This window comes from Paenibacillus sp. 1781tsa1 (assembly GCF_024159265.1).
Taxonomy (GTDB): Bacteria; Bacillota; Bacilli; order Paenibacillales; family Paenibacillaceae; genus Paenibacillus.
In genome coordinates, this window is the sequence record NZ_JAMYWY010000001.1 from 1,600,583 (window position 1) to 1,613,238 (window position 12,656).

At 47.8% G+C, this 12,656-nt stretch carries 11 protein-coding genes and 2 tRNA genes; 10 read left to right on the top strand and 3 right to left on the bottom strand.

Translation table 11 applies throughout. From position 1 onward, the window contains the following. Positions 1 to 61 precede the first annotated feature (61 nt). From NKT06_RS06970 to NKT06_RS06995, 6 genes are all read left to right on the top strand, one after another. Complete coding sequence (locus tag NKT06_RS06970) at positions 62 to 1,261, top strand: outer membrane lipoprotein-sorting protein (RefSeq protein ID WP_253431790.1); 1,200 nt, start codon at positions 62 to 64, stop codon at positions 1,259 to 1,261. A gap of 394 nt (positions 1,262 to 1,655) precedes the next feature. Then, complete coding sequence (alr, locus tag NKT06_RS06975) at positions 1,656 to 2,843, top strand: alanine racemase (RefSeq protein ID WP_253431793.1); 1,188 nt, start codon at positions 1,656 to 1,658, stop codon at positions 2,841 to 2,843. 260 nt (positions 2,844 to 3,103) lie between these two features. After that, entirely contained in the window at positions 3,104 to 3,385 is a 282-nt protein-coding gene (locus tag NKT06_RS06980; RefSeq protein WP_017690037.1) for a CopG family ribbon-helix-helix protein, read from the top strand. Between the two features lie 3 nt (positions 3,386 to 3,388). Further along, positions 3,389 to 3,739 (top strand): type II toxin-antitoxin system PemK/MazF family toxin, encoded by a 351-nt coding sequence (locus tag NKT06_RS06985; protein WP_024630714.1) that lies wholly within the window; start codon positions 3,389 to 3,391, stop codon positions 3,737 to 3,739. 235 nt (positions 3,740 to 3,974) lie between these two features. Further along, positions 3,975 to 6,164, top strand: a complete 2,190-nt coding sequence (locus NKT06_RS06990) for an alpha-galactosidase (protein WP_253431798.1) — start codon at positions 3,975 to 3,977, stop codon at positions 6,162 to 6,164. A gap of 535 nt (positions 6,165 to 6,699) precedes the next feature. Next, positions 6,700 to 8,922: a Tex family protein gene (locus NKT06_RS06995; protein WP_253431801.1), complete on the top strand. Its 2,223-nt coding sequence runs from the start codon at positions 6,700 to 6,702 to the stop codon at positions 8,920 to 8,922. A gap of 178 nt (positions 8,923 to 9,100) precedes the next feature. Here NKT06_RS06995 and cmpA read toward each other — a convergent pair whose 3' ends face one another. Together cmpA and NKT06_RS07005 are read right to left on the bottom strand one after the other, a co-directional pair. After that, a complete protein-coding gene (gene cmpA / locus NKT06_RS07000) occupies positions 9,101 to 9,247 on the bottom strand; it encodes a cortex morphogenetic protein CmpA (RefSeq protein WP_253431804.1) in 147 nt (48 codons plus the stop codon). A 180-nt stretch (positions 9,248 to 9,427) separates the two neighbouring features. Continuing rightward, complete coding sequence (locus NKT06_RS07005) at positions 9,428 to 9,784, bottom strand: hydrolase/acyltransferase (protein WP_253431807.1); 357 nt, start codon at positions 9,782 to 9,784, stop codon at positions 9,428 to 9,430. Positions 9,785 to 9,903: 119 nt separating this feature from the next. On the opposite strand from NKT06_RS07005, the gene NKT06_RS07010 reads away from it, so the two are divergent. The 3 genes from NKT06_RS07010 to NKT06_RS07020 all read left to right on the top strand — a co-directional run bounded on the left by NKT06_RS07010 (position 9,904) and on the right by NKT06_RS07020 (position 10,629). Further along, entirely contained in the window at positions 9,904 to 10,365 is a 462-nt protein-coding gene (locus NKT06_RS07010; protein ID WP_253431810.1) for a SprT family protein, read from the top strand. 93 nt (positions 10,366 to 10,458) lie between these two features. Next, positions 10,459 to 10,534: transfer RNA gene (locus NKT06_RS07015), tRNA-Asn, on the top strand. Positions 10,535 to 10,540: 6 nt separating this feature from the next. Beyond that, positions 10,541 to 10,629, top strand: a tRNA-Ser gene (locus NKT06_RS07020). Positions 10,630 to 10,852: 223 nt separating this feature from the next. Here the strand turns inward: NKT06_RS07020 and NKT06_RS07025 are convergent. Continuing rightward, the gene (locus tag NKT06_RS07025) at positions 10,853 to 11,551 is read right to left on the bottom strand and encodes an ArsR/SmtB family transcription factor (RefSeq protein ID WP_253431813.1); all 699 of its coding nucleotides are present in this window, start codon (positions 11,549 to 11,551) and stop codon (positions 10,853 to 10,855) included. A gap of 106 nt (positions 11,552 to 11,657) precedes the next feature. Between NKT06_RS07025 and NKT06_RS07030 the strand changes: the two genes are divergently transcribed. Then, entirely contained in the window at positions 11,658 to 12,317 is a 660-nt protein-coding gene (locus tag NKT06_RS07030) for a flavin reductase family protein (RefSeq protein ID WP_253431817.1), read from the top strand. Positions 12,318 to 12,656: the final 339 nt, after the last annotated feature.

The window sequence follows — 12,656 nt, forward strand, 5'->3', positions numbered from 1 at the left end:
GTAGGGGTTCTGCTGCAAGCACAATCCTGAAGTGAAAACATGTGCTAAAGGGGATGATGTCATGCGCCGAATATCATGGATGCTTGCCATGGTATTGGTCTTATCGGCCTTACTTGCCGCCTGCGGGAAGAAGGATGCGGCAGCTGTGGTCAAAGATCTGAACGAAGTCGTAGGAGAGATGGAAAGTTACCAGGGGGCAGGCGTGATGACGCTGCATACCGGAGATGCGCCGCAGCAGTACAAGGTCGAGGTATGGCATCAGAAGCCTTCCTATTATCGTATTGCGTTAACGAATGCCAAAAAGGATGTAACACAGATTGTCTTGCGTAACGATGAAGGCGTGTTTGTTTTGACACCGAGCCAGAACAAAAGCTTCCGTTTTCAAAGCAATTGGCCAGATAATCAAGGACAGGTATATCTCTATGAAACTTTGATTCGGAGCATTACGGGGGACACAACCCGCCAGTTTGCGGATGAAAAGGAGAGCTATGTATTTGATGTAGCTGCCAATTATAATACACATGCACTTGTCAGACAGAAAATCTGGCTGAACAAAAGTGATTATGCACCTAAACAGGTGGAGGTATCCGACTCCAATGCCAATGTTGTGGTCGATGTGAAATTTGACTCCTTCAAATTCGGGACTGAATTTGAGAAAGATGCCTTTGACATGCAACGTAACATGACAGCAGCTACAGAAGAAGGCGGTAAAACAGGAACCGACTCCGGTGTGACTCCTGTGGAGCAAACCGGTAATGAGGGCAGTAAAGAACCGGCTAATCCTCAGACTGCACCTGAACCTGACGGAGCTGTTACTGATGGACAGACGGGTGTAGGTGGGAACACAGAGCAGCAAGGTACAGAAGGTGCTGCAACAGGCCAGGAAGGCGAAGAGCCAACCCTCGCAGAACCGGAAGGTTCAGACAGCTTCGGCGTAATTCAGCCGACCTATGCGCCGGAAGGCGTACAGCTCAAGGATGATCAGATCTTGGAAGAAGCGGAAGACTATTCGGTCATGCTTCGTTATGAAGGAACCTATAATTACACGATATTCGAAGCCAGACCGCAGGATCGAGCTGTATCGCTTGCTCCATCCAGTGTAGTGGATCTTGGATTCACATTGGGAATGATCAGCGGAGATGCATTGAAGACTCTGACATGGATGACAGATGGCATAGAATATCGGATCACCAGTGCAGACCTGCCTCAGAACGAAATGGTACGCATTGCAACATCGATGCAGGAAGAGTCAGGCAAATGATTTTTGCACAAAAGAACGAATAGTAGCATAAACATAAGGAATGCTAAGAAGCATCGGAGACCCGTTCTCCGGTGCTTTGTTTGATGAGAGATAGGTATTCATCTGGAACCGTTTCTCCTACTCCCATCATCCAATAATGCAAAATGCGCTTCTATGCAGGGGGAACCGGGTAAATAATCGATATAAGCAGCTCTTTGATGGGGTTAAAAGTGAAATTATACCCTGTCAATCTCGCTTATCGGTCTTCTTCTGTATTCACATTGGTTCCTCAAACGGCGCGCCTTGCATCTGTTTTTGAATGTGAAACTTCGGTTCATTTGACAGTCACATGCAGGAGCATTACGATGGAGTCTGACGTGAGCCGGATTAAGATGATTAGAGAAGGTGACTTAACGTGCAAGGACAATATCGGCCGACCCAAGCGGACATCAATTTGGATCATTTGTGTACTAACGTAGAAGCTTTCCGCAAGGCATTGCCTCAGGGCATGAAATTTCTCGCCTGTGTGAAGGCCAATGCCTATGGGCACGGAGCGGTGGAGATGGCCAGAGAACTGGAACGAATGGGTGTGGATTACTTAAGTGTTGCTTTTCTTGACGAAGCTCTGGAACTGCGACAACATGGGATTACGATTCCAATTCTGGTATTGGGTTATACGCCGCCTGAAGGGATCGCTGTTGCATGGAAACATGAGGTGACCATCACGCTGTTCAGCAGGGAAGTGCTTGACGCTATTCGACATTTGGATGCGAGCACATTCGCGAACAAACTGAAGGTTCATATTAAAATTGACAGCGGCATGGGCCGATTAGGTCTGTTACCTGGCGATGAGGCATTGGCTTTCATCCAGGAAGTAGCTTCGCTCAATCAGGTGATGCTGGAAGGCATGTTTACCCATTTTGCCAGAGCGGATGAAGAAGACAAAACCTATACACTGGAGCAGTATCGACGGTTCCAAGGCGTGGTTCATGCGCTCAGGGATCAGGGATGTTCCATCCCGATTATACATACGGCGAATAGCGCCGCTGCCATTGATACACCGGAATTGTCCTATGATATGGTACGTGTGGGAATAAGCCTGTACGGACTGTATCCTTCGGCTGAGGTGAATCATCAGGTGGTGAAGCTGTCCCCGGTATTGACGCTGAAGACGAGAGCGGTTCTGGTCAAAACACTGCCACCCCATTGGGGGATCAGTTACGGAACCCGTTATTTTACGCAAGGGTACGAACGAATAGCGACCCTGCCGATCGGATATGCAGACGGATTCTCAAGAATGCTGACAGGTAAAGCACAAGTGCTTGTACGCGGCCGCCGCGTCCCTGTTGTCGGTACAATCTGCATGGATCAGTGTATGGTGTCGTTACAATCTTTCGCGGAAGAAGCGGAAGAAATTCAAGTCGGCGAAGAGGTTGTCCTCATCGGTCATCAGTCTGGTGGCGTTATAACCGCAGACGAGGTGGCACTCCAGCTCGGTACGATTGCTTATGAAGTGATCTGCATGATGGCGCACCGCATTCCACGTGTATATACCCGTGGGGGAGCAGTACTCGCCAAAATCAATCCACTTTTGACATCCTGACAGGTAAACTGGACGTCATTACCAATAAACTTTTTTTCAGAACAGAAGGAAAACTGTCGGAGCATCTCGAATGTTGTATAACGGTAAGGATTTAATTCCTGAATTGAGATGTTTGGTCTGTACGAATATTGTTCCCCGTGTTTATAATGGAGTACAGCATACTTGATATACTCGGGGCATATATATTCCTTTGTATAAAAGTTCTGGAAAAACGTAATACTGGTTCACAATGGCGAAAGGTTTGTGGGGGTGGAAGAAAGGTGGCCAACTTGCAGAACACCAAGCGGATCATGATCAGTTTACCTGATTATCTTTTGCAGGAAGTGGATGGCATCGTAGCGCTGGAGAATTCCAACCGCAGCGAATTGATTAGGCAGGCTATGAAGCTGTATTTAACGGAGCGTAAGAAACGTTACATCCGTGAAACGATGCAGCGAGGGTACATGGAGATGGCAAAAATTAATCTGACCATGGCATCCGAAGCCTTTCATGCGGAGGAAGATGCGGACAGCACTCTGGACCGCTTAGTTAGCGGGGTGTAGACATTGATCGTAAAACGTGGTGACGTTTTTTTTGCGGATCTTTCTCCCGTTGTCGGTTCCGAGCAAGGTGGAGTCAGGCCGGTTCTGGTGATCCAGAATGATATCGGCAACCGGTTCAGTCCAACTTGTATTGTGGCGGCTATCACCGCCCAGATCCAGAAGGCAAAGCTGCCAACGCATGTTGAAATTGATGCGGCGGCACATGGCTTTGACCGGGACTCGGTTATTTTGCTCGAACAAATACGGACGATCGATAAGCAGAGGCTGACTGACAAGATTACCCATCTGGACGAGGAGACCATGAAATTGGTCAACGAAGCCTTACAGATCAGTCTTGGTTTAATCGATTTTTAAGGCAGTAACCAGCGTCTTGTACGCTGCCCTGCTGTCCGTTGGCAATGGATGTTCCTGTAAGGGAACACACTGAATTCAGACTGTAACCAAAAGAGCGTATGACATCCTTCGGGCTGTTGTACGCTCTTTTGATTAAAGCTTGATGAAAGCGTAGAACATTGGCGATCTTTTCGCTATAATGAAACCTGAGAAACCGTTTACCCGAAAGACCTATATATAGAGGTGGAGGAGACATATGAGCATTTACATCAATCAGGAGAAACTTCAGTTTCATTTACAGACCCGTGAGGCGAGTTACGTATTTCAGGTACTGCCTTCAGGATATTTGGTGCATTTGTATTATGGCAAAAAATTACGCGACACCGATCTGAGCTGGTTGCATGTACGGACAGAACGAGCATCCTTTAGCCCTAACCCGGTGCCGGAGGATCGTACGATCTCCTTCGATACGTTGCCAGTGGAATTGCCAGTGTATGGCACGAGTGATTTCCGTAACCCTGCAATCCAATTGGAACTTGAGAATGGCTCAACGGTTTCAGAGTTTACGTATACAGGTCATCGATTGGTCAAAGGAAAGGCAACGCTTACCGGACTGCCAGCAACATACGTTGAATCCGATGACGAAGCAGAGACACTGGTTATTGAGCTGGAAGACCGTGTCGCTGGTATCAAGATCGAGCTTTCTTATACAGCCTTTACGGCATTTAATGCGATTACACGCTCCATGCGTATCGTTAATGAGAGCGCTACCGCTGTGAATGTGGTACGTGCGCTCAGTTCTTCTGTCGATTTCCCGCATGCTGATTATGAATTGTTGCAATTGTCAGGGGCTTGGACACGGGAACGTGATATCGTGCGCAGACCGCTTGCGTCAGGACTTCAAGGAATTGAGAGTCGTCGCGGTTCAAGCAGTCACCAGCAAAATCCATTTATTGCGCTAATGACACCAGGTACGGACGAAGATCAGGGTGAAGTCTACGGATTCAGTCTCGTCTACAGTGGTAGCTTCACCGCACAGGCTGAAGTGGATCAGTTCCACACCACCCGTGTATCGCTTGGGATCAACCCGTTCGAGTTCACCTGGAAGCTGGAGCCACAGGAAGCTTTCCAGACACCTGAGACAGTTATGGTGTATTCGTCTGCAGGTTTGGATGGTATGTCACAGTCCTACCACGAATTGTATCGGGAGCGTCTGGCACGCGGCAAATTCCGCAATGCGGAGCGTCCGGTGTTGGTCAATAACTGGGAAGCGACTTACTTTGGTTTCAATGCGGACAAGATTGAACAGATTGCTCGCGCTGGACAGAAGCTGGGTATTGAGCTGTTTGTCTTGGATGATGGTTGGTTTGGACACAGGGACAGTGATAACTCCTCGCTGGGTGACTGGATTGTCGATAAAAACAAATTGCCACAGGGGCTGGATGATCTGGCTAACCGCGTAACAGGTCTGGACATGCAGTTCGGACTGTGGTTTGAGCCTGAGATGATCTCACCAGACAGTGAGCTGTACCGTGCGCACCCGGACTGGTGTCTGCATGTGCCTGATCGTCGCCGGACAGAAGGACGTCAACAATTGGTACTCGACTTCTCTCGTCAGGATGTACGTGATGAGATTGTACGCATGTTAACAGACGTACTTGGTTCTGCACCAATCACTTATGTGAAATGGGACATGAACCGCAATATGACGGAAGTGGGTTCTGCGTTACTTCCGGCAGATAGACAGCGTGAGACCGCACATCGTTACATGTTGGGGTTGTATGACGTTATGGAACGGATCACTTCGGCGTTCCCGAACATTCTGTTCGAGAGCTGTTCAGGTGGTGGCGGCCGATTCGATCCAGGTATGCTCTATTACATGCCACAGACCTGGACAAGTGACAACACCGATGCGATCTCTCGTCTTCGGATTCAATATGGTACCAGTCTTGTGTATCCGGTGAGCTCCATGGGATCGCATATCTCGGCGGTACCGAATCATCAGGTGAACCGGATCACTTCTCTAGAGATTCGGGGACATGTGGCGATGTCGGGCAACTTCGGGTATGAGCTGGACCTGACGAAATTCACGGAGGAAGAGAACGACATCGTGAAAGCCCAGGTTGAACTGTACAAGGAGATCCGTGGAACGGTTCAATATGGAACATTCCGTCGCTTGCTCAGTCCGTTTGAAGGCAATGAGACGGCGTGGATGTTTATTGCACCAGACGGAAGCGAAGCTGTTGTATTCTACTTCCGCGTGCTCTCTGAGCCTAATGCGCCACTTCAGCGCCTGAAGCTGAAAGGATTGGACCCGGATGCGGATTATCGTCTGAAAGGCGGATCAGAGACCTTTACCGGCGATGCCTTGATGTACGGGGGTATTTCGGTAGGTAGCGCATCAGGAGACTATCTGAGCGAACTGTTCCGGTTCGAGCGCGTCTAGATAAGTGAACTACAGTTATTTACACTGATACTGCGATGACAGAACAACCTTGCAATCGCTGTTATCCCCAGATTTTTTGATTCTCTTTCTCAAAGGGAAAATCCGGGGATAGCGTATGCTTCCGATGAAGCTTTCTTTCAGAAAGCTTTTAGGCGAGTGTATGCTTTCGAAGTAGCTTTCTGAAGAAAGCTTGTAGCTTCGCTTTTTCAGTTTTTTTCTGTCCTCTTCGTCATCATGTAAATGAGTAGTTTCACTTATAGATTGCTATTGTGTATAGAGTTTTAAATAAAGGAGGACCGAGGAGCGTTGTGATGACGTTTTTCGGTCTTTTTTTGCCGTAATGGGGAAGGCTGGAGGATGACATCATTCTGTCAGAACTTGTATGCTTACGGATTGATGGAAATCTAGGCGTGATTTTGTGATAATATAGGGTAGAGTGGAAGAAACAATTGGTTCAACTATACTGTAATTACAGCAGCAAAGCTGCCCTGAAATGATTGTAACGAACGATTCAGGAAGGAAAGAGGGATTTATTTTGTCTGAACAGGAAACGGTTCTGGAACCCAATGAAGAAACAATAAAGGCAGAACGCCATGAACGAATCATCAAACAGGTAGCCAAGGAACTGTCACTGTCCTTGAAGCAGGTCCGTACGACGTCGGAGCTTCTGGACGAAGGCAATACGATTCCATTTATCGCACGCTACCGTAAAGAAATGACTGGAGAGCTGGATGAGAACCAGCTGCGATCGATTGAAGAACGCATTGTCTATCTGCGCAATCTTGAGGATCGCAAATTGGAAGTCATCCGTATTATAGAGGAACAGGGCAAGCTGACCGGAGAACTGAAGCTGTCCATAACCCAAGCGGTGAAGCTGCAGGAAGTGGAAGACTTGTATCGTCCGTTCCGTCAGAAGCGGAAAACGCGTGCGAGCGTGGCCAAGGAAAAAGGTCTTGAGCCCCTTGCTGTATGGATCTGGGGTCAACCGAAACAAGGGGATGCACTCCAGGAAGCTGCGAAATATATCAATGCTGAACTGGGCGTAGAAGATGCGGAGGCTGCGCTTCAGGGAGCCAAAGACATCCTCGCTGAGAACATCGCAGACGATGCCGCCATTCGTGCCTGGATTCGTCGGTACACACTGGATCATGGGATGCTGACTTCAGAAGCGAAGGATGCTCAAGAGGAGTCCGTGTACGAGAATTATTATGATTACCGCGAACTAGCCAAAAAGATGCCTCCACACCGGATTCTCGCGATTAATCGCGGTGAACGTGAGAGTATTCTGAAAGTCGGCCTGGACGTTCAGGCAGAACCGGCCCATCGTCATATGGAAGGACAGATCATTCGTGGTGCTTCTGCCGTGCAGGATATCCTGCGTGACGTGATTGAGGATGCATACAAGCGGCTTATTGCACCTTCCATTGAGCGTGAAGTTCGTGGAGAACTGACGGAAAAAGGTGAAAATCAGGCCATCTCGGTATTCTCCGCCAATCTGCGTAATCTGTTGCTTCAACCGCCGATTCATGGCAAACGTGTCCTCGGTGTCGATCCGGCCTATCGTACGGGTTGTAAACTGGCTGTCGTAGATGATACGGGCAAGCTGCTGGAAGTGGCTGTGACCTACCCAACGCCACCACACAACAAAAAACGTGAAGCTGCGGAAGTATTCCACCGCATGATCAAGCAATATGATATCGGACTGATCGTCATTGGTAATGGTACCGGATCGCGTGAAACGGAGCAGTTTGTTGCCGAGATCATTCAGGAGAACGGTGATGAAAGTCTTGTGTATCTGATTGTTAACGAAGCAGGGGCGAGTGTGTATTCTGCATCCAAGCTGGCCCAGGAAGAGTTCCCGGATCTGGATGTTGCGGAGCGCAGTGCAGCTTCCATTGCTCGCCGGGTACAAGACCCGCTTGCGGAGTTGGTTAAGATTGATCCAAAAGCCATTGGTGTGGGGCAATATCAGCATGACGTTTCCCAGAAGGTTCTGGAAGAAAGTCTGAAGGCTGTCGTCGAATCTGCAGTGAACCATGTGGGTGTGGACGTGAATACGGCTTCACCTTCGTTGCTGTCATATGTTGCCGGAGTTAACGCTACAATTGCCAAAAACATTGTGAAGTACCGCGAAGAGAATGGCCGGTTTACGAACCGCCGTCAGCTTCAGAAGGTGCCGCGTCTTGGTGCCAAAACCTATGAGCAGTGCGTAGGATTCATGCGTATTGGTGAAGGTGAGAATCCATTGGATCGTACACCGATTCACCCTGAGTCCTACAAGGTTGTGGATCAGCTGTTCAAGGAGCTTCAGGTTGCACTGGACAAGCTAGGCAGCAAGGAACTGTCGGTGCTACTGTCAGAGCAACAGCCAGAACAATTGGCTGTGAAACTGGACGTAGGTGTGCCTACATTGCGTGACATTCTGGACAGCTTGCAGCGTCCGGGTCGTGACCCGCGTGAAGAGATGCCGTTGCCAATCTTCCGTACAGATGTATTGAAAATTGAGGATCTGGTAGAAGGTATGGAGCTGCAAGGTACAGTTCGGAACGTCATTGATTTTGGTGCCTTTGTTGATATTGGGATTAAGAGTGATGGGCTTGTCCATATCTCACAGCTCAGCAACGGATATGTTAAACATCCGATGGATGTTGTATCTGTCGGGGATAATGTAACGGTGTGGGTCATGAATGTGGATACCAAAAAAGGCCGTGTCGGCCTTACGATGAAGAAGCCTGCTTCCGCGCAACAGTCTTCTTAAGCATTAGGATTGGAGAACAGCCTTCCCTGACCAGGGAAGGCTGTTTGTTGTCAACAGTAATAGGTCCCGTTGTCCGTTCTAATTCCTCTGGTAAGTACGGTGGGAATATGTGCATTTTCTTAAAGTGCGAGTTCTAAAGGCCATCCTTCGTAATCCACAGCAGACTTTAGGAAACCTCTTAAAGTTCGTTCTCGGCACTACGTGGTGTGCCATTTGCTGCTGGTTTGTTGCGATAAAAGAACCAGCATTCGTTCAGCAACTTGATTTGCCGGCTATCCTTTTTGTGAAATGCACGCATCAGTTGATTGCAAAGCCATTGAGGCAAGGGTATCTCCTCCTCTTGCATAATTCATCTGTACGTTAGCATATGTGGCAATAGCCTGGACTGTGCGGCTTAAGTGAGGAGCTCCGCCAAATCATTATCTCAATCGCCAAAAAGCACAATTCCCAATGCAGGGAGTTGCGCTTTTTGAACTTGTCATTTTAAAATGATACCTCAGATGAATTAGAGAGCTTCCATCTCTTCTTCATACCATTGTTCCAATTGAGCTTGGAGCGCCCGGATTTCGGTAAGCAGAGAAATCAAAGGATAATGGCTTTCACGTAGTGCTGCAAAAGACTCTTCAAGCGCATTAATATAATCAAGGCCGCCGATGATGGTAAGATTTTCGTTCAGGAGATCGAGGTTGTCACATTCGGCGATCGCCCAAGGCAGGACAGGGACATCTGCTGCCGTGAGTTTATCTATCTCCTTGTGAAGGCGCAGATTGAGCGCACTTAGTTGATAGGCGTAATCCGCCGGCATTTCCACGAACTGCAATTGTTGTTCCTGCTGCAGGATGACATAGCGCATTGTAGGCATAACGAGTAATAATCTCCCCTCATACATTCTACTTGACAGTGTAGCCTACGAAACGGTTAAAATTCAAGTATTATGCCGGAAAAACAAATGCTCCGAGGGGGTGCAAGGAGAGGATACCGATGGAAAATGAGGAATTGCAACAATGGATTGAACAGGTATCACTGGATCATTTCGGAGTGCCGTTCACCCATGAAGCGTTGTTTAACAGTCGTCTGACCACTACGGGAGGGCGTTATATGCTCAAAAGTCACCGGATTGAGATCAATCCGCATCAACTCGAAGTCTATGGGCGAGATGAGGTTGAAAAAATCATCAAACATGAGCTGTGTCACTATCATCTTCATATTCGTGGGCGCGGCTATCAGCATCGTGACCCGGAATTCAAGGCTTTATTACAGAAGGTGGGCGGTTCGCGTTACTGTCAATCTTTGCCTGATGGCAAAGGCAGAAAGCCGCTGCCATATCGTTATAAGCTGGTGTGCAAGAGCTGTGGGACGGAATATTTGCGCAAGCGGAAAATAGATCCGAAGCGTTACCGCTGTGGTCGTTGCGCGGGAAAGTTGGGCCTTCAGAATATCTGATGTGAGTATCAATCAATGTATTGGAGAAAGTGATGGAAGGGATGTTGACTTGGATTATTAATCATGATAAATTAATCTTATTCAAGTTAATTTTCCCTGATAGCTCAGTTGGTAGAGCACTCGACTGTTAATCGAGTTGTCACAGGTTCGAGCCCTGTTCGGGGAGCCATTTCTTGGAGAGATACCCAAGTGGCTATAAGGGGACCCTCTGCTAAGGGGTTAGACTGCGTAAGCGGTGCGAGGGTTCGAATCCCTCTCTCTCCGTTCTGTAATAACTTCTCTGCAAAGGGATGAGAACCCTAAAGGTTCGTCGGAGCATAGACTTCGTTAGCAATACTTCGCAGTCTCGAACGAAGTGAGAGTACCCCTCTCTCTCCGTTCTGATTCAACCCAAAATCCCCTTCACATTTGACCGGTTATTGGTCACTGTGAAGGGGGTTTTTGCGTTCTCGTCTTTGGGTATCCTTCGTATATTTTTCTGCCCCGTCTAAAGTGAAATGCTCAACACCTCGTATAAACCTTTCTTACCTGCTTCCGTTACTTCGACAGAGCGACTTCCTGTTTTTTGACGAATCCAGTCCAGTTCCGATAATCGATGTCTGAGTTGTTCCCCGAGCATACCTGAGAGATGATGACGGCGTTCACTCCAATCCAGGCATTTACGAGCGAAGGCCCGGCGTGATCCCGGCTTCACTTGAAGTTCAATACCGAACGAGGTGAACCACTGCATTCCTTTCTCTGTAACTTGATAATCCTTGCTTAGTGCTTCTTCGGGCTCTGCAAGATAACCCTTCTGTATTAAGGCTTCACAGAGCGAGATTCCCAATTTCCCGGCGAGATGACCATAACAGGTCCGTGCATAACTCAGTTGTTGAAGCTGATCGGATTGTTTGAGAGAGCGGATCTGTACAGGCGGGGCAATACTGGCCATGGTTTCAATCAGATTAGCAATTTCCTTATTTGCAAGACGGTAGTACCGGTGACGGCCTTGCTGTTCAACTTCCAATAATCCTCCTTCTACGAGTTTGGCGAGATGACTGCTTGCCGTCTGGGGCGTGACGTCTGCCATATGGGCAAGCTCTCCTGCGGGCAACGCCCGGCCATCCAGTAAGGATGACAGAAAAATGGAGCGACTTGGATCAGCGATTAACGACGCAATAACAGTAATATTCGGATATACATTCATACTTCGATCATATCTGAACTATTACTGTATTACAATTCTGTTGTATCATCCTATACGGGTCAGCTGGAGCTTATAAACGAATAGATTGGAACAGGAGAGGTACAAGATGAACAAGATAATGAAAACGGACGCTGCTACTGAGCAGTTGAACAAAATTTCCGCAGTGGTACGACATGAAACGATTAATCCCAGTATTTTATATTATGGTACGCCTGTATTGCTGCTAAGTACATTAAATGAGGATGGGTCAACCAACTTGTCTCCTCTGTCCTCATCTTGGGCGCTGGGGGACTGTCTCGTTCTCGGTCTAGGTACACAGGGCAAAGCCTATGAGAATCTGAGTCGACATCCGGAGTGTGTGATTAATCTACCAGATGCGACCATGTGGAGACAGGTTGAGGCATTAGGACGTTATACGGGAGTCACCCCGGTTCCTGAGGAGAAAAAGCAGATGGGCTATGAATATTGTCATGATAAATTCACTGTAGCTGGCTTGACATCCGAATGCTCGGTTCAGGTTGCTCCAGATAAAATAGTCGAATGTCCGCTCCAGATTGAAGCGGCTGTACAACACATACGCATTCCCGAACATACACCGTTCATGGCGATTGTGGAAGTGAAAGCGTTGAAGGTGCACGCGCACATACGACTGATATCTGGACCAAACAAGATTAATCCAGAAGAATGGCATCCTCTGATATATAATTTCAGACATTATTATGGATTGGGAGAGAGACAAGGGGGCAATTTTCGGGCAGAGAATTGACCTGAGTGGAGGCTTTTTATTATATAAGATGAATTAATCATTTATACGATAACGGAGAGGACAGAAAAAACCTGAAAAAGCGAAGCTAAAAGCTTTCTGTAAGAAAGCTACTTCGAAAGCATACACTCGCCTATAAGCTTTCTGGAAGAAAGCTACATCGGAAGCATACGCTATCCCCTGATTTTCCTCTTTAGGAAAGGGGATGGAAAAAATCTGGGGATAACAGCAATTGGAAGGTTGTTCTGTCATCGAAGTGCCAGTGTAAATAATCTTTAGTTCAACTTAAGTAGTCAGGGAAAGATTGGGTAATAGTAAAGATAGACTCATGTAAGCATATAC

Excerpts from the sequence above, each read along its gene's own strand:
- NKT06_RS07025 (WP_253431813.1), bottom strand. The coding sequence starts at position 11,551 with ATGAATGTATATCCGAATATTACTGTTATTGCGTCGTTAATCGCTGAT.
- NKT06_RS07005 (WP_253431807.1), bottom strand. The coding sequence starts at position 9,784 with ATGCCTACAATGCGCTATGTCATCCTGCAGCAGGAACAACAATTGCAG.
- NKT06_RS06990 (WP_253431798.1), top strand. The coding sequence starts at position 3,975 with ATGAGCATTTACATCAATCAGGAGAAACTTCAGTTTCATTTACAGACC.
- NKT06_RS07010 (WP_253431810.1), top strand. The coding sequence starts at position 9,904 with ATGGAAAATGAGGAATTGCAACAATGGATTGAACAGGTATCACTGGAT.
- NKT06_RS06970 (WP_253431790.1), top strand. The coding sequence starts at position 62 with ATGCGCCGAATATCATGGATGCTTGCCATGGTATTGGTCTTATCGGCC.
- NKT06_RS07030 (WP_253431817.1), top strand. The coding sequence starts at position 11,658 with ATGAACAAGATAATGAAAACGGACGCTGCTACTGAGCAGTTGAACAAA.